The 21,895-nt window shown below is 41.9% G+C and carries 23 protein-coding genes and 1 riboswitch; of the genes, 2 read left to right on the top strand and 21 right to left on the bottom strand.

Annotated elements, in window-relative coordinates:
* Positions 1–70: 70 nt before the first annotated feature.
* Positions 71–646 (bottom strand): TetR/AcrR family transcriptional regulator, encoded by a 576-nt coding sequence (locus ASU00_RS12455; protein ID WP_201786293.1) that lies wholly within the window; start codon positions 644–646, stop codon positions 71–73.
* A 334-nt stretch (positions 647–980) separates the two neighbouring features.
* On the opposite strand from ASU00_RS12455, the gene ASU00_RS12450 reads away from it, so the two are divergent.
* Positions 981–1,562 carry an LOG family protein gene (locus ASU00_RS12450; protein WP_057913788.1) on the top strand — a complete coding sequence of 194 codons (582 nt, stop codon included), beginning with the start codon at positions 981–983 and terminating at the stop codon, positions 1,560–1,562.
* 61 nt (positions 1,563–1,623) lie between these two features.
* On the opposite strand, the gene ASU00_RS12445 is transcribed toward ASU00_RS12450, so the two are convergent.
* From ASU00_RS12445 to ASU00_RS12430, 4 genes are read right to left on the bottom strand one after another with little or no spacing between them, the layout of a single operon-like run.
* Complete coding sequence (locus ASU00_RS12445) at positions 1,624–2,040, bottom strand: NUDIX hydrolase (protein ID WP_082630298.1); 417 nt, start codon at positions 2,038–2,040, stop codon at positions 1,624–1,626.
* Between the two features lie 34 nt (positions 2,041–2,074).
* Positions 2,075–2,440 (bottom strand): nuclear transport factor 2 family protein, encoded by a 366-nt coding sequence (locus ASU00_RS12440; RefSeq protein ID WP_057913786.1) that lies wholly within the window; start codon positions 2,438–2,440, stop codon positions 2,075–2,077.
* Complete coding sequence (locus tag ASU00_RS12435; protein WP_057913785.1) at positions 2,430–2,882, bottom strand: NUDIX hydrolase; 453 nt, start codon at positions 2,880–2,882, stop codon at positions 2,430–2,432. Before ASU00_RS12435 ends, ASU00_RS12440 begins: the two co-directional genes overlap by 11 nt.
* Complete coding sequence (locus ASU00_RS12430; protein ID WP_057913784.1) at positions 2,879–4,687, bottom strand: M3 family oligoendopeptidase; 1,809 nt, start codon at positions 4,685–4,687, stop codon at positions 2,879–2,881. The genes ASU00_RS12435 and ASU00_RS12430 overlap by 4 nt, the downstream gene beginning before the upstream one ends.
* Before the next feature lie 223 nt (positions 4,688–4,910).
* Between ASU00_RS12430 and ASU00_RS12425 the strand changes: the two genes are divergently transcribed.
* The gene (locus ASU00_RS12425; protein WP_057913783.1) at positions 4,911–5,510 is read left to right on the top strand and encodes a dienelactone hydrolase family protein; all 600 of its coding nucleotides are present in this window, start codon (positions 4,911–4,913) and stop codon (positions 5,508–5,510) included.
* Here the strand turns inward: ASU00_RS12425 and ASU00_RS12420 are convergent.
* From ASU00_RS12420 to ASU00_RS12345, 16 genes are all read right to left on the bottom strand, one after another.
* The gene (locus ASU00_RS12420) at positions 5,507–5,698 is read right to left on the bottom strand and encodes a hypothetical protein (RefSeq protein ID WP_057913782.1); all 192 of its coding nucleotides are present in this window, start codon (positions 5,696–5,698) and stop codon (positions 5,507–5,509) included. The two genes, ASU00_RS12425 and ASU00_RS12420, sit on opposite strands and share 4 nt — an antisense overlap.
* Before the next feature lie 11 nt (positions 5,699–5,709).
* Positions 5,710–5,916 carry a Fur-regulated basic protein FbpA gene (locus ASU00_RS12415; RefSeq protein WP_057913781.1) on the bottom strand — a complete coding sequence of 69 codons (207 nt, stop codon included), beginning with the start codon at positions 5,914–5,916 and terminating at the stop codon, positions 5,710–5,712.
* A 173-nt stretch (positions 5,917–6,089) separates the two neighbouring features.
* Positions 6,090–6,311, bottom strand: coding sequence for a hypothetical protein (locus ASU00_RS12410; RefSeq protein WP_057913780.1), 222 nt, complete (start codon positions 6,309–6,311; stop codon positions 6,090–6,092).
* Positions 6,311–6,892 (bottom strand): TetR/AcrR family transcriptional regulator, encoded by a 582-nt coding sequence (locus tag ASU00_RS12405; RefSeq protein ID WP_236712721.1) that lies wholly within the window; start codon positions 6,890–6,892, stop codon positions 6,311–6,313. The genes ASU00_RS12410 and ASU00_RS12405 overlap by 1 nt, the downstream gene beginning before the upstream one ends.
* 129 nt (positions 6,893–7,021) lie before the next feature.
* The gene (locus ASU00_RS12400) at positions 7,022–8,230 is read right to left on the bottom strand and encodes a M20 family metallopeptidase (protein WP_057913778.1); all 1,209 of its coding nucleotides are present in this window, start codon (positions 8,228–8,230) and stop codon (positions 7,022–7,024) included.
* An 85-nt stretch (positions 8,231–8,315) separates the two neighbouring features.
* Complete coding sequence (locus ASU00_RS12395) at positions 8,316–9,185, bottom strand: MetQ/NlpA family ABC transporter substrate-binding protein (protein WP_082630288.1); 870 nt, start codon at positions 9,183–9,185, stop codon at positions 8,316–8,318.
* 21 nt (positions 9,186–9,206) lie between these two features.
* Positions 9,207–9,857: a methionine ABC transporter permease gene (locus tag ASU00_RS12390; protein ID WP_057913872.1), complete on the bottom strand. Its 651-nt coding sequence runs from the start codon at positions 9,855–9,857 to the stop codon at positions 9,207–9,209.
* A gap of 13 nt (positions 9,858–9,870) precedes the next feature.
* Positions 9,871–10,893, bottom strand: coding sequence for a methionine ABC transporter ATP-binding protein (locus ASU00_RS12385; protein ID WP_057913871.1), 1,023 nt, complete (start codon positions 10,891–10,893; stop codon positions 9,871–9,873).
* Positions 10,894–11,050: 157 nt separating this feature from the next.
* A riboswitch (SAM riboswitch) is annotated at positions 11,051–11,162 on the bottom strand.
* A gap of 127 nt (positions 11,163–11,289) precedes the next feature.
* Positions 11,290–11,760 (bottom strand): GNAT family N-acetyltransferase, encoded by a 471-nt coding sequence (locus ASU00_RS12380; RefSeq protein WP_057913777.1) that lies wholly within the window; start codon positions 11,758–11,760, stop codon positions 11,290–11,292.
* Between the two features lie 653 nt (positions 11,761–12,413).
* Positions 12,414–13,724 (bottom strand): amidohydrolase family protein, encoded by a 1,311-nt coding sequence (locus ASU00_RS12375; protein ID WP_057913776.1) that lies wholly within the window; start codon positions 13,722–13,724, stop codon positions 12,414–12,416.
* A 131-nt stretch (positions 13,725–13,855) separates the two neighbouring features.
* Positions 13,856–14,833, bottom strand: a complete 978-nt coding sequence (locus ASU00_RS12370; protein WP_057913775.1) for a zinc-dependent alcohol dehydrogenase family protein — start codon at positions 14,831–14,833, stop codon at positions 13,856–13,858.
* A 137-nt stretch (positions 14,834–14,970) separates the two neighbouring features.
* Positions 14,971–16,206, bottom strand: a complete 1,236-nt coding sequence (locus tag ASU00_RS12365) for an MFS transporter (protein ID WP_057913774.1) — start codon at positions 16,204–16,206, stop codon at positions 14,971–14,973.
* Between the two features lie 244 nt (positions 16,207–16,450).
* Positions 16,451–17,815 carry an amidase gene (locus ASU00_RS12360; RefSeq protein ID WP_057913773.1) on the bottom strand — a complete coding sequence of 455 codons (1,365 nt, stop codon included), beginning with the start codon at positions 17,813–17,815 and terminating at the stop codon, positions 16,451–16,453.
* A 24-nt stretch (positions 17,816–17,839) separates the two neighbouring features.
* Positions 17,840–19,048, bottom strand: a complete 1,209-nt coding sequence (locus tag ASU00_RS12355; protein WP_057913772.1) for an MFS transporter — start codon at positions 19,046–19,048, stop codon at positions 17,840–17,842.
* A gap of 272 nt (positions 19,049–19,320) precedes the next feature.
* The gene (gene hisD / locus ASU00_RS12350; RefSeq protein WP_057913771.1) at positions 19,321–20,574 is read right to left on the bottom strand and encodes a histidinol dehydrogenase; all 1,254 of its coding nucleotides are present in this window, start codon (positions 20,572–20,574) and stop codon (positions 19,321–19,323) included.
* A 54-nt stretch (positions 20,575–20,628) separates the two neighbouring features.
* Positions 20,629–21,894 (bottom strand): ester cyclase, encoded by a 1,266-nt coding sequence (locus ASU00_RS12345; RefSeq protein WP_057913770.1) that lies wholly within the window; start codon positions 21,892–21,894, stop codon positions 20,629–20,631.
* Position 21,895: the final 1 nt, after the last annotated feature.

Genomic DNA, 21,895 nt, shown 5'->3' with positions numbered 1-21,895 from the left:
AGCACCTCTATTACAAATTTTTTCGGAATGAACGTTCATTCCGTTTAATGGCTGAAAAATCGAATTTATTTTAACTGTGCAGGCGGACAGCATCCCAAAAGCTTTCTTCCACATCTGCCAAAAGTTTCGCCTCAGGGACCAACTCCCCTATCCGGACAAGTCGTTGCAGCTCAAGAAATGCCCCATAAATAATCGCGATCAAAGCGGAAGAGGGCAATTTCTTGATTTCCTTTCTTTCTTTACCTGAATCGAAGAAATTTTTAAATAGATCCAAAAGACATTGAAAGCTAGTGTGGCTTTCCTCATTTAAGAAATGGGCCCCGCTATGGATTTTTATAAAATAGAGCGCTTGATCCTGCTCGTTAGTAAAATGGACCATTGAATTGAAAATATGATGAAATTGATTGCGAATCGATTCCTCATATGGAAATCCGTTCTTGATCGTAGCCGTGAAAATATCCACGTACCCTTGAAAAATCTTATTGCCCAACACTTCTTTATTCTCAAAGTAACGATAAATGGTACCAGCTCCGACCCCGGCCTTCGTTGCGATCATCGGAATCGTCGTCGCATCATATCCCCGTTCAGCGAATAGCTCCAAGGCGCTGGACACGATGCTGTCTCGTTTATTTACTGCCGTTATCATAATGAATCAGCCTTTCATCCAAAAATACGGAATGAACGTTCATTCCTATCACTGCAAGTGTATACCCAATAAAACCCAATCTCAATCGAGCGTAGTACCCATAATTTGTGAATTATTCGTAAGTGAATTAAGGATAAAAGACTGGTTGTTTTTATTTTTATAAGAAAATAAGCTTCAAAACAAACCTTTCGACCCACAAAAAGAAGAGCTGATTACCTAGGGCATCAAATACTTCTTCCAAGGGGATAATTAATTTTCATCATTCAAGTTTAACAATTCCCCTTAAATTTTGTATGATAAGAAAGGAAGATTACTAAATGGGAGATGTGATATTTTGAAAAGTCTAGCTGTATTTTGTGGATCAAGCAAAGGGGCATCTGCTGTCTATGTAGAAGAAGCTAAAAACCTGGGCAAGGAGCTGGCAAAACGTAAGATTACCCTTGTCTATGGCGGCTCGAGTGTAGGAATCATGGGTGCAGTTGCCGATTCCGTTTTGGCGGCAGGCGGAAATGTGATTGGCGTAATGCCGGATTTTCTAGAAAAAAAGGAAATAGCACATAAGAGCTTAACCGAGCTGATCGTCGTGGAATCGATGCATGAAAGAAAAGCAAAGATGGCCGAGCTTGCCGATGGGTTCATGGCCTTGCCAGGCGGTCCAGGAACTTTGGAAGAATTCTTTGAGATTTTCACTTGGGCTCAGCTAGGTCTTCATCAAAAACCTTGCGGACTCTTAAATATCAATCACTATTATGATCCGTTGGTCGCCTTATTCAATCATATGTCCGACGAACAGTTCCTCCATGAAAAATTCCGTTCCATGGCGCTGGTAGATGTTGAAGCAAACGGACTGCTAGATCAATTCAATACATATGAGCCGCCAACCGTAAAAACTTTCATGACCGAAAACCAAACCTGATCATTAAAAAACAACCAGCCAAGATCAATGATGATCTTGGCTGGTTGTTTTAAACCGCTGATTATAAAGAAAATATCAGATTTAAATAATCGCCATGCCCGTTAATAAGTTCCACTTCATGTGGCGATGAAACCCAGAAGAAATGAAAGATCAGCCCAGCTTCTTCCCCGCCGCCCGTTGGCTGATGGTCCCATTCATCGGGAGCATTCCAGGCACGCAGCTTATAAAAAAATCGATGATGCATGGCCCCATCGGCGTTCTCCCAGAAATCCTCGGCAATTAACCCTTCCACCTGAAATGACTCAAGTCCCGTCTCTTCTTTTATCTCCCGAATCACGGCTTCGTAAGTATTTTCATGGTGCTCCACTGTACCCTTTGATATTTGGATTCCTGCTTCCGTAATGGGATGTCGGAAAACCAATACCTCTGTTTTTCCATTTTTAATTCTTGTCACATACCCGTAAGCTTTTTTTATCATCAACACGATCGTTCCTCCCGTCCGTGTACCTGACCTAAAGTGAAGGAGTTGTGTTTGTACCTTGGTGAAAAATCATTTTCCAGCTTCCATCTGTAATTTTCCAAATTGAACTTCGCAAGGAATGCTGTTTATTCACTATGTTAAAAATTCGATATGTAGTTAATACTATTTCTTCCGACATTGGATGAATTTCAAAATCACTCAATGTCATCTTTACCTCACCTATTCCTTCTTCACCAATACGCTCATCTTTGTATAAGACTTTTCCAGAGCTTCCAAATTCAAAGAAATTGTCTGCCAGTAACTGATTTAGCTCTTTTTGAGATGTACGAATTTCTGGTTTTAACAGCTTCTCTTCAAATTGACGTAACTGTTCTTTTAAAGAAAATTCACTTGCCATGTTCCACTCCCCTATTATAAATACTAATTGGATATACATTCTCTTTCCGTAAGTTTTCGATAATTCGGTTTAGAACGCTTGCCTCCCGTAGTTCTTTTTTATCTAATTTTATAAGATCGGATACCTTTATCCATTTACTGTCTACAATTTCATCTTCTTCAAGTTTTAATGCACCGCCGATGATCTTACCGGTAAAATGAAATAAAATAACTTGGTCGTTTGTGCTGCTAACAAAATGATATATACCCGTCGTATTAACAAGTTTTATCTCAAATCCTGTTTCCTCTTTCACTTCCCTTCGAGCGGCACGAAGAATGTCTTCACCATATTCAATACGCCCACTCGGAAAGTTCCATTTACCGAAAGCAGTTGGTTTATTTTCTTTTATAAGTAATACGTCTTCATCATCTACTATGGTGACGCTAACTACTAATACAGTCATCTTTCTTTTCTCTCTGATGAGGTTGTTAAGGTCATAAATTCTTCAGCATCTTTAACGCATAATTTTATTCCTTTTTCCCAGAACGCTTCTGACGTAATATCCACTCCTAAGTGCTTCATTACTAGATCTTCGGTGGACATACTTCCTGAATCACGAAGCAAGTCCAAATAATCTCGTTCAAACTCTTTTCCTTTTTCCTTTGCTTTTGCATAGATGCTTAAAGAAAATAAGTATCCGAATGTGTATGGGAAGTTATAGAAAGGAGATTTGGTCATGTAATAATGTGGTGTCCAAATCCACGAACGGATCGAAGCATGATCAAGAGAATCTTCATATGCTACATCCATCGCTTCTTGCATTAGTTCATTTAGTCGTGTTGCAGAAACGATCCCCTCTTTCCGCTCCTCGTAAAATTTCTTTTCAAACAAGAACCTAGAGTGAATATTCATGAAATTCATCACACTACGTTTTAATTTTTCATCAAGTAAAAACAATTTTTCTTTAGTGGATTGAGCTTTTTCCATTGCAGCATCCAAGATGATCATTTCCGAAAATGTTGAAGCGGTTTCAGCCATGCTCAGTGGATAGCGTTTATTCAGTCCATTAACCGGTTTCATCGCAGGGTTATGAAATGCATGTCCTAATTCATGTGCCAATGTTAAAACATTGGTAATTCTACCGCCATACGTCAAGAAAACTCTTGATTCTCCCGAAAGTGGGAACGCCGCACAAAACCCAACAGTTGATTTATTCGGACGATCCTCAGCCTCTACCCACCCTTCAGCAAATGCCCGCCGAGAAAAATTTTCCAATTCGGTACCGAATTGACTGAAATGCTCCAAAATAAACTCCACAGCATCTTCATATTTTATCGTTTGAATATCTTCTGTAATAGGAGCCCAAAAGTTATAGGCGTGCATTTTTTCATCGCCATTCATTTTCGCTTTTTGATTGAGATAATTAGTAAAAGGTCGTTTGTGTTTACACACGGCTGTCCACATTGCATTCAGCGTTTCCTCTTTCATGCGGTTTTCAATTAAAGGAGCTTGTAGTATATTTTCCAATCCCCGTTTTTTGTTCACTTGCAATCGGAACCCTGCAATATGATTCAGTATTTTCGCAAACAGCTCTTCTTTATCTTTCCATGTCTCTTCTAAAGCCTTATGAGATTGTTTGCGAACCTCTTCATCAGGATGTGAACGTAAATTTATCGCTTGAGCAACAGATAATTCATTTTTTTCTCCGTCGATATGAACAGGAACGGTAATACTACTAGCTAGTGATTGATAAAACTGCCCCCAAGCATGATACCCATCTACCATCAGATCAGCTACTAACCCCTCTTCTCCATCAGAAAGGTGCATCTCGGCTTTCTTCCGCCAGTCATTCAGTATGAACGTATATTGTTTTAAATCCTCAGTATGTAGTATCTCCCCCCACAACCGTTGATTTATGTTTACAAGTATTTTTTGTGTTTTTTTTACAGCAGACTCAAAACTAGCATGTATAGCAGCTGTTTTTCCTCGTAGTGTTATAGCCTGTTGATCCTTAGGATTTTGGGCAAGAAGGCAGGTTATCAAAGAATTAACCTGTGTTACATTCATTCGAATGTTTAATATATCTTCCAAAATATTTGCCAATTTAAAAGCATCATTTACTTGTTGTGGAGCTAGGAATACTTTTAATTTGCCTTCTAACTCGGAAACCTTCTTTTCCACGCGCCTTACATGCTCATGAAATGGATAACCTCCATCTGGGAACAATGAATCCAAGTTCCAAGCTTGTACATACTTCGTTTCGGTCATTTCTTCTTCCTCCTTGATAAGGATATTCTCATTTTATCAAAATGTGGAATATTATGGGTGGAAAAAAATCCTGACTTACAAATCCTTTGATTTTCTTTTTTTCGATTTTAATCGCCATCGATTGTTCTAACAGTTTAAGCTGCCATCTTACAATATTGTCATATGGTTATTATTCCATTTCATGGTTATGTATAATGGGATCATTCATATAAGGGGGTACACTATGCTACATATAAAGAACTATTCGGATACGGTCATTCTTGTCGTTCATGAAATTTATGGATTGAACAGACATATGCATGATTTCTGTGACGTATTGGCAGAACAAGGTTTCGCTGTTATGTGTCCGAATTTATTGGAACGAAAGCTAGCATTTGATTATTCGTGCGAGGAGGAAGCTTATCGTCATTTTATGGAGGGTGTAGGTTTTAGGGGCGCCCTAGATAAGGTAAAAGCGATCTTATTGGATATTAAGGATGTTTACAAACGAATTTTCGTCATTGGATTCAGTGCAGGGGCAACTGTGGCTTGGATGTGCAGTGAGGGAGAATGTGTTGATGGGATCGTTGGATATTACGGTTCTCGAATCAGGAATTATAGCGGATTGGTGCCACAGTGCCCTGTACTGTTATTCTTTGCCCAAGAAGAGCGTTCTTTTGATGTGAATGAATTGATTTCATCATTACAATCAAAGCCTATCGATATCCATACTTTCAATGGAAAGCACGGATTCAGTGACTCCCACAATTCCAACTATGATGGCGAATCAGCCGAAAGGGCATTCAGTATCATGATCGATTTTTTACGAAGCATGATGGTCTAACGTTTTGCATGAATCCAACGAATCGAACCGGCGTCACTGTGGGGATGACAGTCCGATTGCATCCGTTGGTACTCTGTTTCCAATTCATGTAAAGGTAGCTTCAATAGCTGCTCTTCGCTCTTGTTTAAATGATGGATTCTAAGCTTATAAATTAATTCCCATTGTCTTTCTTTCGCACCCCTCTTCATTTCATCCGCTCCTATTCTTTATTTGGATATCCAAATTCTGCCCATGAAGTTTGATATGGATTGGCTTTATTCTGTATTTTCATATATTCCTCCTCTAAATCGGTTAAGGTCCATTCGAATAGATGGATGTCATGCTTCTGATAAACTCCGGTGTTAATCAACTTATTGATCAGAAAGTTCCGTTTTGTTTCGATTGCTTGGCGTAATATCATCCCCATAATAAAATCCTCCTTTATTATGAACACTTGATCTTCAAAAAAATAACCGGAGACGCCTCTTTACATGAAAGAAAGTCTCCGGTTATCCGGTCAATTAACCAATAATCCCTATTTAATTACTTGGTTTAATACTACTACCCCTGTTATCGGCAGTCAACATTTTTTTATAACCATTACTTTGTTTCTCCATCAAATGGTTTTGTCTTATTCACTAACAAAATTCCTACCGTTAAAATAGTTACATAAAGTACGAACGAAACTGCACTAGGAAGATAGAATAAGTTAAATGTTAGAGAATGACCAACAAACATACTGATCAATGGTCGGATCAATCCTTGAACAGCAAAAATAAATAAGACAATTCCTATAAATCTTAGTCCTTCATTTTTAGACATTATGAATCACTTCTTTCGGTGGCTTTAATGAATATGGTTTTTATTTCGTTTATTACGGAATCAATATCCGTTATTTCATCTTTTGCGATAGTTGAACTAAAGCTATCAATTACGTTTCTAACTGCTCTAGCCATTATGTCAGGAGGAAATTTTCTAAAACTATTGTCCACTTCCTGTCCGTATTGAAAAATCTCGATTATTGGCTTCAATATGTCGTTATTTTCATCTGCAAACATCAATTCTCCGGTTTCATTTCTGCCGTTACGTATGATTTCCGTTATTGCCAATGTTTCTGCTTTATTTTCAGCCACAAACCTTAAATTAGACTCGATGTATGATTCTAACATCCTTTTTGCATCTTCCTCCAAGATCATGTGCTCTCCCATATACATGGCCGCTTTTTCAAAGTATTGAGTGATGATTACTGCTACTAATAATTCTTTCTGAGGGAAATGGTAGTTTACAACACCTTTACTTACTTGTACCTCCTTAGCAACATTTCCGATGGAAAATTTAACATAACCAGATTGAGAAATAAGTTCTACAGATTTTTGAATGATTTTATCCTTTGTTTTCACCATACCCAAATTTTAGTACGACCGTACTAAAATGTCAACCGGAAATAAAAAAGAAAGGAACGGTTTCATTCCAAAGAATAAAACCGCTCCTTTACTTATAACTGTTCGTGATTATGATTGTACAATTAATAATCAAACTTTTTCCGTTTGCTTCGCTTCATGAAAGGCTGCTTTCACCTTATCCAACAGGTCATGATGGGTGATCAATTTATACCCTGTAAGAGCAAGTGCTTTTGCTCCAATCAGGATGGCTTCGTCTCCTCGAAGGGATTTGGCGCAGTCGCGGAATTCATTCGTATGGGCAATCAGCTCATCCGGTCCGATTTTTATATACGGATGGGCTGTCGGGACAACATGGCTTACATTCCCTGCATCCGTCGAGCCAAAGCCACTCTCTTTTCTCGGGGCGACCGCTTCCCCTAATGAAGTCAGTTCTGCTGCTAACAACTCATCCAGAACCGGATTAATGATGAAATCGAGCACTTCATTTTGGAATCGTTCGACTTTGACCGTGCTACCGGTGGCAAGCGCTGCCCCTTTTGCTACATCACGGATTTTTTCGGATACTTCCTGGCATAGCTTCCAGGTGGTGGCCCTGATGTAGAACCTGGCGGAAGCATATTCGGGAATGATGTTAGGCGCTTCACCGCCATTGGTGATGATTCCGTGAATTTTGACCTCAGCTGGCAGTTGCTGGCGCAAAGCATTAATGCCATTGAACAGCTGAATTACCGCATCGAGTGCATTCACGCCTTGTTCCGGTGCAGCTGCGGCATGCGCTGATTTTCCATAAAAATGAAAATCAAGCGGATCGACAGCCAAAAATGGACTCGTTACACCCGTTTGGCCGGCAGGATGGATAAGGATCGCCGCATCCACCTCATCGAATAGTCCGTGCTTCACAAAGCTGCCTTTTGCGCTGCCATTCGGGCCTCCCTCTTCGGCAGGCGTTCCGAACACAATCACCTCACCGCCAGTTTCCTCCAGCACTTGAGCGAGCGAAATCCCTGCTGCCACACTCGTCGTACCAATGATATTATGGCCGCATGCATGACCTAACCCAGGCAATGCATCATATTCGGCTAAAAAGGCAATGGTGGGGCCTTTCTTTGCAGAGGTTTTCTTGGCGATGAATCCTGTTTCGTGCCCAGCTATATTGCGGGTCACATCGAAGCCTTCTTCTTGAAGTATTTGGGTTAACGTATCCGAAGCGAAGAACTCTTGATTGCCAATTTCCGGTTTAGCATGGATTGCCTGACTCGTTTCTCTATATAATGTGGCATGATGATCGATGTGATCAGTTATGATTTGCTGAGGCGACTTCACTATTTCAATTCCCATATGGCCATTTCCCCTTTTCTGTTGAATGAAAAGGCCGGATAGCTAACTCGATTCCATCCGGCTTCCTTACCCTTTGCTTCAATTCTTACTTTTCATTACCTGGTTTTGTCCAGGCATCTTGGTAATTCATTAATTCATCGACCGTCACATATGCCGGGATCGAGCTTCCTTTATACGTTTTTTTAATGAACGCCTCCACTTCTTTCGACTGGTAAAGTTCGACTAATTTTTTCAGCTCAGGACGATCAGTATCTCCCTTTTTAACGGCAATGATATTGATATAAGGTTTCGCCGTTTTACTTTCATGGAATAATGAATCTTTCAATGTAAGTCCTGCTTCAACGGCAAAGTTACTATTGATGGTGGAGGCATCGGCATCATCCAACAATCGTGGCGTACTTCCGGCCGCAACAGGTTTGATTTTCAACTTTTTCGGATTATCCTTAATGATATTCGCTGATCCCGATCCATTGAATTCATCTTTCAATGTAATCAAGCCCGCTTCCTGTAGAAGAAGTAAGCCCCGTCCCCAATTCGTCGCTTCATTCGGAACGGCAATAGTAGCACCATCTGGAATATCCTTTATACTTTTATGTTTTTTCGAATAAAGACCCATTGGCGCAATGACGGTCGACCCGATGGCCTCCAATTTCAAGTTTTGATCTTGAATGAATTCATCGAAATAAGCGACCGTTTGGAACGAATTCGCATCGATTTCGCCCTCGCTTAAGGAAAGGTTTGGTTGGATATAATCATTGAATGTGACCAGCTCGATATTCAGGTTCTTCTTTTTGGCTAATTCAACAATGTACTCCCACGTTCTTGTATCCCCGCTATTGACTCCTACTTTCACTGTTTTCACATCACCTGAACCGGATGCTCCCTTTTCGTTTCCGCATGCGGCCGTCACGAGTGCAAATGCCAATACCATGATCGTTACTAAAATTTTCTTCATGTCTCCTACCTCCTGATAAGTTTATCTTCTTCTGATTTTTCTGGAAACGAAGTTCCCGGTGGATTGCAGCAATTGAACGATGATCACGAGCACTGCTACCGTGACGACCATCGTCATCGTATCGAATCTTTGATAACCGTATGCCAAAGCTAGATCTCCGACCCCGCCTGCACCGACGGCCCCTGCCATTGCAGTAGCCCCAACAAGCCCGATTGTCGCTGTTGTAAATGTAAGGATCAGCGAACTAAGTCCCTCAGGAATCAAAAAGCGATAAATGATTTGCCATGTTGTCGCCCCCATTGCCTGAGCTGCCTCGATAATTCCTTTGTCCACCTCCAACAGGGAGTTTTCCACGAGCCGGGCAATATAAGGAGCGGCGTAAAAAACAAGCGGAACAATCGCTGCATTCGATCCAATACCAGTGCCTACGATCGCTCTAGTCAAAGGAATAATTGCGACAAGCAAGATGATGAAAGGAACCGAACGCACGATATTGATGATCGGGTTCAGTACATTAAAGAACCATTTATTCTCGAGGATGTGACCCTTCCTTGTAATGACGAGCAGTACTCCGAGCGGAAGCCCGAGCAATCCGGAAAAAATCAGTGAGAGAGCTACCATATACAACGTGTCACCGAAAGCGGTCGATAGCTGTGCTGCCGTTATTTCCATTCCCCAAAGTGTATTACCCATTTACCTGCACCTCCTGGACGAGAATCCCCTCATCTTTAATATATTGATAAGCCTTGGCGACCTCTTGTTTATCTCCTTTCACTTCGATGATCAAATTCCCGAAAGGCGTTTCCTGAATTTCGGAAATATTGGCTGATAATACACTTAAGTGAACATCATATTTCTTCGAGATCGTAGAGAGTAACGGGGTACCGGAAGTCGTCCCAATAAAATTAATTTTCCAAATAATCGGAATGTGCGAACCTATATTTTTCAGGTAGCTTTGCGGAATCTCATCATGAATTACCGTTCTCACGAAGTTTTTGGCGGTATCGGTTTGTGGCTTGGCAAAAACCTCGTACACTGAGCCTTGTTCAACGACGCGTCCTCCTTCCATGACTGCGACCTTATTGCAAATTTCCCTAATCACTGACATTTCATGAGTGATGAGCAGGATCGTGATATTGTATTTTTTATTTATTTTCTTCAACAGCTGCAGCACGGCACTCGTTGTCTGTGGATCCAATGCGGATGTCGCTTCATCACATAATAGAATCGATGGGTTTGTCGCCAATGCCCGCGCAATCCCAATCCGCTGCTTTTGACCGCCGGATAATTGTTCCGGAAAGCTCTTTGCTTTGCTTGATAAGCCTACGAACTCGAGCAACTCGCCTACCCGCTCCTTGATTTCTTTACTGGGCGTACCGGATAATACGAGCGGCATCGCAATATTATCAAAAACGGTCTTTGAGTTTAGTAAGTTGAAATGTTGAAAGATCATCCCGATTTTCTTCTTTTCGGCCCGTAATTCCTTCGGGTTCAATGAAGTGAGTTCCTTTCCGCCAACGATGACCTGCCCTTCTGAAGGATGTTCCAGCAGATTGACCAGCCTGATCAACGTACTTTTCCCGGCGCCGCTATAACCGACGACACCGAATATATCCCCCTTTTCGACGGTCAAATTGACTCCTTTCAAAGCCTCGACCTTCTGTTTCTTTGTTTCGTAAACCTTTTTAACATGTTGAAACTCAATCATCCTGTCTCCCCCCAAGTTGTTCATTATTTTCCCTTTTCGATAGAGAAGACCTTTGCCTTGAATAAACAAAAGAGGCCTCCTCCGTCAGCAGACAGAAGAGGCCTCTTTTAGACATAAAAAGAGTAAACTCTTAATTTAATTATCTAAGGAAAGCTCCTTCTTATCTTTCAAACTTTCGTCCGTTGGAATTAGCACAGTATTTTTACAAAAGTAAAAACCCGCTGCCGAGGTATCATAGGGCCAAGTCCCTCCACATCTCTTGATAAGAATTAACGTAATATTTAATTATGTCCTTCACTATATCTTCAAACCCAGCTAAAGTCAACCGTTTTTTCATCCTTCTGAACATTTTCATAATATAGTTAATTTATCAATTATTTATTATATCAAGATAACTTACTGCAAGGATTTCCTCATTCTCCATACAGGATATTTTTCGTTTTCTTCCCTTAATTTTACCATTCCTGACTTCGTATAAAACCGAATCGCCCGCTGATTATCCGGAGACACCCTTAACTGATATTCGGACACCCCGAATTTCCTGAAAAAAGTTTCTGCATAGCCGACCAATTCCTTGCCAAGCCCCTTACTTCGGTATTCGGGAATAAGATAAAATAAATTCACATAGCCAATCTCAGTCCCTTCATGCTCCCGAATTTGAAGCTCCATTTGTCCGATTGGCTCTAGGTCCCGTTCAATGATCACCTGCCCATCCGGAAATTGGCGCACCCTTTCTTTAATTCTATTCAAATATGATCGCTCATCGCCAAAACCCTCGTCAGACCCAAAGCTTACAACATACGAATCCTTCCTGAATGCAACGATCATTTCCTTATCTTTGTCGATATCTATGGTACGAAAAATCAACTTCATCATCCTCTTTCGTTTTGGTGGAATAGTTTTATAACAGGTACTTGCACTCTTTATGGTCAAACCAGCTGCTGCAACTGTTCTTTTAAAGGAAAATCTTCATTTTCACTTCTCTACTTAAATGTACATGAACCATGCGACACTTCCCTAGCTAATTGTAAAATCATGTATACTATATACTAACAAGATATACCAGTCATGAGTGAAATAAATGTTCGACGCTAGCAAAGATTTATTATCCAGTTCATTGCTTATCATTAGCTGGCTAACATTGAGGTCAATCGAATTTTCCGGCCTAAACACCACTTAATTCAACCTACAATCGATTTTTCAACCTAAACACCATTTAATTCGACCTACAATCAATTAATTCGACCTAAACACCTATTAATTCGACCTATAATCAATTAATTCAACCTAAACCCCATCTAATTCGACCTACAATCTAATTTTTGACCTAAACCCCATTTAATTCGACCTATAATCAAATTATTCAACCTAAACTCCTTTTAATTCGACCTACAATCCAATTTTTCGACCTAACCCCCATCTAATTCGACCTACAATCGGATTTATTCGTCCGCCCCGATTTTTCACCACTAATGGATAAAAAAAAAGAAGCTGCACGTGCAGCTTCTTTTCATTGATATTTATCGTGATAGGGTGCCTTGCAGTCGATTTGCTTCGGCAATGACTTTTTCTTCGTCGATGGTTAGGGAGACGCGGTCTTTGACGACGTTTTTGCCATTGATGTAGACATCACATACGTCGTTTCCTCGTGCGGCATAGAGCAAGTGCGAGTAGGCTTCACTTAGCGGTTGCAGATGTTCTTTGTCGTGAGGGTAAATGGTGATGAAGTCTGCTTTTTTACCTGCTTCGAGTGATCCGGTATGGCTCATGCCAATTGCTTCGGCGCCCATTCTTGTGGCCATGGCGAGTGCGGTTTGGGCCGGGAATTTGGTGGCGTCCTTGTAGATGCCTTTTTGGAGCAATGCCGCTGTCCTTATTTCCTCGAACATATCGTAGTTGTTGTTGGAGGCGACGCCATCAGTTGCCACTCCTACTTTTATGCCTGCATCCAATAGGCTGACAACATCGGCAATTCCTGATCCGAGTTTTAGGTTGCTGATTGGATTGTGGGCAACTCGTACGTCATGCTGTTTTAGTATCGATCGTTCTTCATCGTTGAGAACGACGCCATGGGCCATGACGGTTGGTTGATCAAACAGCCCTAAACGGCGAAGGTGCTCGACCGGACGGGAGCCGTATCGCTTTTCGATGTCGAGGATTTCAAAGTCGGTTTCCGATACGTGAATGTGGACCATCAGGTCATTTTCTTTAGCGATCCGTGCACTCTCCAATATCGCTTCAGGCGTACAGGCATATGGACTATGCGGTGCGACCATGGTTGTCAGGCGGCCATCGGCAAAATTCTTGTATGCTTTCGAGAATTGTTCAGCTCCGATGAGGTTCGCTTTTTGGTCTTCTTCTGTACCTAAGCTGAAAATCGTGTAGGAGAAGGCTCCGCGCATGCCTGTTTCGCCTATCGTTTCCATGACAGTACCCGCATCTATTCCATTAGGATTGAACATATCCGAGAATGTGGTCGTGCCTGATTTCATCATTTCCAGAATGCCAAGCTGTGTGCTTACGGAGGCGATCTCGGTTGTGAACTGGGCCTCGATCGGCCAGATTTTCGTTTCAAGCCATGGCTTGAGCAGCATATCATCGCCGATTCCGCGCAATAATGTCATCACGATGTGTGAATGGACGTTTACAAGTCCTGGCATCACCCATTTCCCACCAAGGTCGATGACTTGATCTGCATCCTTCAATTGTTCTTGTGAATGTGGACCGATAGAGGAGATCGTTTGATCTTGTACGACCATCATGCCATTTTCAAAGATTTGATTTTCCTTATCCATGGTAAAAAAAGTAGCATTCTTATATATCGTTTTCATTCATAATTCCTCCAAGTCGTATCATTGATCAACATGTTTCTATTCCGCATTCTAAACCAGCACCTTACCTATAATCAAGCATTTCCATATTAAGGGAGTCTGTTTGAGTTTCTGTACGGAAAAAAACAGATTTAGCTGCTTAAAAAGACCTTCCCTTTATTGCTGACGGCACGGATGGCTTCATGCACATCCGTAAGGCCGTAGTGGGAATGAGGCACCATGAGCTTCAAGCGTTTATCCTCGATGAAACCCATCAACTGGTTAAACGTTTCATGCCAAGTTTGAACGGACGCCCTCTCGTTCCAATGCCTTAGATGAAACATGTTAACATGGACTTTTGTCGCTTGAGAAATGTTCGCCCAATTGACTGATTTGCCTGATAGAAGACCGATCGTTAGCAAAATGCCGTTAGGCTGAACGCAAAAAGCTAGCTCCGAGCCAGCACTTCCACCCACCGAATCAATCGCCGCATTCGCGCCGCACCCATTCGTCCATTCCATCACGGCATCGATCAATGATGTCCTCGATGTGTCGATTACATAGGCAGCTCCAAGGGTAAGCAGTTCTTCCGTATAGGTATCGTTTCTCGTTACGGCAATCAGCTTGAATCCAAGGATCTTTGATAGCTGGGTGAAGATACGGCCAATCGAAGATCCGCACGCATTCACGATCAATACATCATCCGGCTTCAACGCCAACACTTCTGTGCAGGTAAGCCAGGCCGTGAGCGGATTTATATATAATTGGGCCGCCGCATGATCCTCGATGGAATCGGGAATGATGATGGCCAAATCTGCAGATACTTTTACATATTCCTGCCACGTCCCTTCGCCGCGCAGAGGCAAGACACGTTTGCCAATAAGGTCTTGGGAAACAAAAGGACCCACTTCTTCCACGATGCCGACGCCTTCGTAGCCTGGAATCGCAGGCAAATGAATTCGGTGGGAATAGGCGCCGCGGATGGGCAGCAAGTCAGAAGGATTAATCGGACGGGTGGTCATCCGAACGAGGACTTCCCCCTTCATAGGAGGTTGGATTTTCTTACGTTCAACGTTCAACACGCTTTGAGGATTTCCGAATTCATGAAATGTAATGCAATTGCCTTCCAAAACCATCGTCTCCTTTACATGAACTTACACCTGAATTCATCATATCATTTTTCAATAATCCTCCTAGTGTCTCACAAGTAAAAAAAGGCAAACCCGTTAAGGATTTGACCTTTTTTATTGATGTATGCGTTATCATTTCAGCGCGTACTTATTTTCTTACCATCAGCATCTCCTAAATAAGGCTGGACCTCATTGGAAGATTGTCCTTTTACTGTTCCTCTAATCAAGATCGTGGAAACGATTGATAAGATTCCAATGATCAGGAACCCTGTCGTCCTTGAGAATATTTCTATTAAAATCCCGATAAGGACAGGGCCCAAAAACATCCCCCCAGAATATAAACTTTGAAATAACCCCAATCTCGTGGATTGCTTGATTTCCGGTATGTTTTCAACAGCCCAGGAGGTGACAACCGTAAAGATCAAGCCGTATCCAAAGCCTTGAAGCGCTTGTAAAAGGAAAAGCACCGACAGACTTTGGGCATAGGGAATCGCTATCACGACCGCCCCTTGTAATACTGCACCTATAAACGCCGTTTTCATCAATCCGATTTTTTTGTAAAAGTAGCCGCCACATAATGCTGCCGCTGCCCCATATACGATCAGGTGCGTGTTTGCCAGCATCCCTATCATGAGCGGATTGGCCCCCAGGTCCGTTGCAACAAGAGGAGTGAACGTGTCCCTTGTTGCAAAGGTTACCATCAAGGCAACCGTTGCCAAAGCGGAAATGACCCAGATTTTTTTATCGGTAACTTGCTCAATGAGTATTTTCTTATCGTATTTGGCCTTCATTTTAATACTTATATCCTTCGTGAAGAAGGTTAATATCAACGCAAGGATTGCCGCGGCAACAGCGACTAGAAAGCTATAATGATAGCCATAACTATTGGCCACTAACGCACCGGTCGTCGTACCCAGGATCGAGCCGAGCGGCGATGCAACGCCCAATATCGCTACAGCCTTCACAGCTTCCCTCACCCCATAATAGGAAGCGAACATGACGTTATAAATCACCCAGGTGGAGCCTGTTAATCCATCCGAAATTTTCCCAAGATACAAGGTCGTTGCATGTGGGATGAAGAAGGCTAACGTCCACATTACGATCGTGACCAACAGCCCCAATTGGATGAACAATCTTCGTTTATGGAACATATCTGAAAGTATCCCTATTGGGAGTCTGGTCAATAAGGCGACAATCCCTGAAATTCCGATTATGCTGCCGATAACGACGGAGTCGAACCCGAGATCTTTAGCGTATGAGGAGATAAATGGGTCAAATGCCGAAATGGTGACAAAGAACAACAAGCTAATGATAAAAAATAAAATGGTCTCTTTTCGATTGTTCATTTTATTCGTTCGGTTCACATATTCCACCCTTTCTTTCCCCTCCCTTTCGTCCCCTTGGTCGGAAAGGCGATTTCATTAGTGTTTATACATACTTCTCATATACTTTCCGGGTTAAAATTTGCAGAAACGGCTTATCTTGACCGTTCTCAGCCTCACTTTTTCATTTGACTCGTTTCTTCTATATTCTTTTTGTCCCGTCCAGCTTTTTCTTAAGTCTCGCCAATAAATTAACTGACCAATCGTTCTGGTACTAACACAATTCCTTCATTGTTTAATGCAGTTTAAGGTGGCGCTCAGAGTAAAAATTTGTCAAGGTATATTGCTCATAAGCATATCCAGCACGAAATAGGAGGTCTTCTCTATCGTGATTAGCGATCAACTGTAATCCGAGGGGAACTCCAGATTTTGTTAGGCCAAATGGTATCGATAATGCCGGATGTCCAGTGATGTTAAACAGACTAGTGTAACGAATCATACAATCCCCGAGCGATTCATTTACCCCGCCAATGGTCACTTCTTCTGTCTGTAGGTCAGCTGTGACGATAGGCATCGCTGGGGTCATCATTACATCAACATCAATAAAGATCTCTGATACTTTACGAGTCCACTCCGCTCTTTTTTGCAAAGCTGTTATATAGTCAAAGGCCGAAATAAGCCGACTTTTTTCAAATGTTTTTTGTGCACCTTCGCTGTAAAGATGAAGCGCTGACTGTATCCGTTCTTTGTGAACAACCCCAACTTCGGATGTCCCAAGTGTCGTTGCAATACTTATTACATCCGTTAAAAAAGAGGTATCGATTTCTACTATGGCAGCTCCTAAATCGGTCATATGCCTTATAGCTTTTTCATACATTTTCTTGACTTCGTTATCGATATTTTCAGTGAAATAATGTGTCGGCAGACCGATTCTCATTCCTGCCAGTCCATTCAAACATGCCTTTGTGTATGGGATACCTGTAAGGGCTTGCATTATTATCGCGGTATCCTCAACGTTACCTGCAATCGGTCCTGCGTGATCAAGAGTCCATGATAATGGGGTCATCCCCTTCATGGAAACTAAATTATAAGTAGGCTTTAAGCCCACAACGCCACAACAAGCTGCTGGTACACGAATGGATCCAGCAGTATCCGTTCCGATCGAACCTAAGCAGAGATTTGCGGCTACAGCTGCTGCTGAACCACCACTTGATCCGCCTGCAGTCTTATTGTTATTCCATGGGTTAATGACATCACCAAAAAAAGGGTTCTGAGAGGTGATGCCGAAAGCATATTCATACATATTATTTTTACCAAGAGAAATACTGCCCTCCTGCTCGAGCCTTGTGACGACTTCAGCATCTTCAGCCGGGATTCGCATCTCATCGATTATCGAGCCGCTAGTTGTTAAGACACCCTTAGTATCAATAGAATCTTTATAAGAAATAGGCACTCCCATCAAGCCACTTACTTCTCCAGCATTAATCTTTACTTCCGCCTTTTTCGCCTGATCAAAAGCCCTTTCTTCCGTAATTGTGATGTAGGAATGCATCTTTGGGTTTAATTCCTTTATTCTTTCCATATACCATTTTGTTATTTCAGTAGGGGAATACTGTTTATTTTTATACCCTTCCATTAGTTCTTTAATCGATAAAATCAATTTGCATCACCCCTTCCCTGTGTATTAACTAACCTGATCCGTTTCGGAAACGAAGCTTTGGTTATCTATTGTTTTCGGTTTAATAAAAAGCTTTATTAATATACCTGACATAGCTGATAGGATTCCTATTATTATAAAGCTAAAGCTTCTTGAGAAAGCTTCTGTCAATAACCCCATTAAAACAGGCCCGAAGAACATTCCAAACGAAAACACACTTTGAAAAAATCCCATTCTAGTAGATTGCTTATGTTCTGGAATATTCATAATACTTAAGGACATTAAAACAGTAAAATTTAATGCAAACGCGATTCCGGAAAGGGCTTGCAAACAAAAGAGCAAAAGTAAACTTGGTGCAAATGGTGTTAAAATGGCAACAAAAAATTGTAAAAATGCCCCTATAACAGCCGTGTTCACTATTCCCAGTTTTTTATAGAAAAAGCCTCCACATAATGCCGCAGCAATTCCTCCTGCAATTAAAAACGTATTGGATAGCCAACTTAGCGCAATCGCTCCAGCCCCTAAATCCCTTGCCACAAGAGGTGTAAATGTAACTCTCATTCCAAAAGAAGCCATCAGTGCTATGATGGCTAAAAGTGATAATAGCCATAAGTTTTTATCAGTAACTTGTTCCTTAACGATCTGCTTTATATTATGTTTTTCCCTTTTCACGATAACTTTTTTCTCTTTCAAAAAGAACGTTAAAACAAAGGCAATAGAAGCAGCGAAAACGGCAACAAGAAAAGAATATGAATATCCGTAATTGTTTGAGACAATTCCGCCTATGACCGATCCTGCTAAAGCTCCGATGTAATCTGCCAACGTTAAAAAAGCCACAGCTTTTGCAGAATTATGAACGCCGAAATAAGAGGCGAACATGACCGTATAAAGAACCCATGTAGCCCCCGTTATACCATCCAAAAATTTGGCAAGATATAAAGTGGTAGCGTTTGGTTCAATAAATGCAATTATCCAACCAATGATTGTAATTAAAAGCCCAATTTGAATAATCAATCTTCTTTTATTCAATATATCCGAGAATACGCCAAGCGGGAAACGAAAGAACATGGATGCCAGCCCCGTGACTCCCATCACACTACCTATCACTGCGGGTGCGATTCCTAAATCTTTGGCATATGATGAAATGAATGGATCAAAGGCGGAAATACTAATAAAGAAGAGTACGGTTATGATAAAAAATATTACAATATCTAATCGAAATTGGACTCTGTTCATTAAGTCACCTCATTTTTATTCTTTTCCGTAAATTCCGCCAAAAAATACGAACAGTTGAAATAGCTCGACATTTCTTGATACCTGATGACATTTATCGAATGCTTTAAAGGAAATCACAGTCCAAGAGAGATAAACTAAAGAAATCGGCATTTGTTTACTTTTTACATATTTGACTCAGATTGCAGACAAGCCCGATTAGAATTGAGCTTATCTGCAGTTTTTTTAGTGCTTACACAATTTGAACGTTGCCTCCAAGCACACTTGTCCCAAATTCATTTTATCCTGACCGTGGCTGATAATTTATGACCTTCCAATCCTTCAATCTGTGATTGGTCTTCTGCATGGGAGGCCAGGAATTGAATGCCTTGTCCAGTTATCTCCTGATGTGTCATGACCTTCACATAGCTTCCTGCCCATAATCCGCCCGTATACCTTGCTGCCTTTTGAGTCGGCAACGTATGGTTCGTTCCAGAGACTTTGTCCGAAAAGACGACGGAGCTGCCTTCATCGATGAACAATGATCCATAGTTATATAGTTTATCCATCAATTCGCGGCTATTTTCAATATGCAAATGTAGATGTTCGATGGCATAATCATTGCAAATGTCCAGACCTTCCTGCAGGGAATCCGCAAAAATGATTTCTCCCCTTTTTTCCCATGATTCATGGGCAGGAGATGAAGGTGAGAAGGATTTCAAAATCCTTGCGACTTCGTTTTCCGTTTCCTTGCCTACCGCCCGGGAAGTGGTGACAAGAATGGCGCGTGCGTACGGATCGTGTTCTGCCTGGGCAAGTAAATCTGCAGCGATTTTCGTCGGTGATGCGGAATCGTCGGCAAAAACCATAACCTCACTCGGTCCTGCAATAAGATCAATGCCGACCTTGCCGAACACTTGGCGCTTCGCTTCTGCCACAAAGCGGTTTCCTGGACCTGCGATGATATCCACTTCCGGAATGGATTCCGTTCCATATGCCATCGCAGCAATTGCCTGGGCACCTCCAATGGCAAAAATGTCAGTCGCACCGGAGCGAATCAAGCCATATAAAACGGCTGGATGGATGCCGCCTTCATAATTGGCCGGGGAACAAGCAACGATTCTTTTTGCTCCCGCTACCTTTGCTGGGGCTACGACCATGGGTCCTGAAGATAACAACGGAAATCTCCCTCCTGGTACGTAGGCACCAACCTTTTCGATTGGGACGATTCTATGCCCCATTTTGATTCCTTCACCAAAATCCTTTTCGAATGGCGTCAGACAGCTCAGCTGCGCTTTGGCAAACTCACACACCCTATCCACGACTCGGTCGATCAGTACTTTCACCTCATCAGGCAGCGTCCTTACGCAACGCTCCAGCTCCTCTTCACTTACCCGGACCGGACGATCGGATTGACCGAATTTTTTTTCGTATTCCTGTACGGCGGCATCGCCACCCGCTTTTACATGCTCAATTATCGACTTTACCGTTTGTTCTACATCATTTGAAGAAGTCTCTTCAAGCACTTCCGCTTTCTTCATATAATCCATCTCTTTTTCCTCCTTATCAAAATGTTGGTTGCAGCACATCCGGCTGCTGGTTAATCAAGATACGCCGGTAAAATTCCCATCATCCACCGTGGCTTGACCATCTTGTTGCAATTCGTTTTCATCAGGTAAGTGGATCTGGCGCAACACTTCCATACCATCAAACAATAGCCATTCCTCGAGGATTTTTTCATTACGGATTTTATAGTGGCTGATTCCAGCAACATCAATGGCTTTTCCGCTCGGTGCTCCGAAATAACCTGTCCCTTCGTGCACTCCTTGAACTCTCCAGCGTACTGCTACATCCCAATCACTGTCTGATCCTCGTCTATTACACGTTACTCTTTCAAGAATCACTTTCCCATTCGGAATAGAAGCAAAGAGGCTCATGAACATTCCTTGAATTTCACTTACCCCGATGACATCCTTGTTGCAAACATAATGAACGACGGCATTTTCCTCATAATAATCCCGAACGAAATTAAAGGAACGCCGAGCCCAAATTCGATTGAATACAAGCTGCATGAACTCACCTATCTCGAATTCATCCGAAGAAGGAATGAAGAGCTTTGGAGGAAGCCCCGTTTCGGCTGTTTCCTTAAAGCCGAATTGGATCGATGGAGCAAGCTTCTGCGTGCTTTTGGCCATTTTTTTAGCGAACTCGACCGGATCCAAGCCAAGTTGCTGGATAAGATGATAAGTATCCATCACAAGCCATTCTTCGTATATCTTATTGTTTAAGATTAAGCAATCGGCGCTAGTCCTGAACATCACTTTCTTTCCAGTGGCCGGACCGTATAAACTATCGCCAAGGTTCGTTGCTACGGAACGTCCTCGATGAGAAGTGAAAAATCCTGCTTCATCATCCCCTGACCAGATTACACTCCATCCCAGCCCTTTCCGATCCGGAAAAGCATGCAAGGTTTGCAGCGTCCCTGAAATGACTTCGTTAACCCCATGACTATTAATCAAGCCTTTATGTACAGATATACTAGTGCTATACGTATCGTAAATCAGGCCGATGTCTTTTTCCTTCCAGATTTGACGCGTAATTTTCACAATATAATCGACGATGTTATTATATTGCGGGTCAAAACCGTTCATCCGCTGTTTCTTTTGATTCGTTTCTTCTATATTTATGTAATCATAGTCATCCTTTGTATCGAGCATATTCACTTCATCTGCATCCGCATAGAAGATGTAGTTGGACGATCGCTTGGCCGGTTGACTCGTTTTCCTTGCTTCTTTTGCAGCCACGTTGCTTGAACCTGTTCTTTCCTCTTTTACAGCCAATTCGATTGAACCTGAATTTTTTTCTGTCATG

It is taken from the genome of Peribacillus muralis, from assembly GCF_001439925.1.
GTDB classification, from domain to species: domain Bacteria; phylum Bacillota; class Bacilli; order Bacillales; family DSM-1321; genus Peribacillus; species Peribacillus muralis.
The sequence above is the reverse complement of the archived record's forward strand: the minus strand, read 5'-3'. Positions and strand labels throughout refer to the sequence as shown.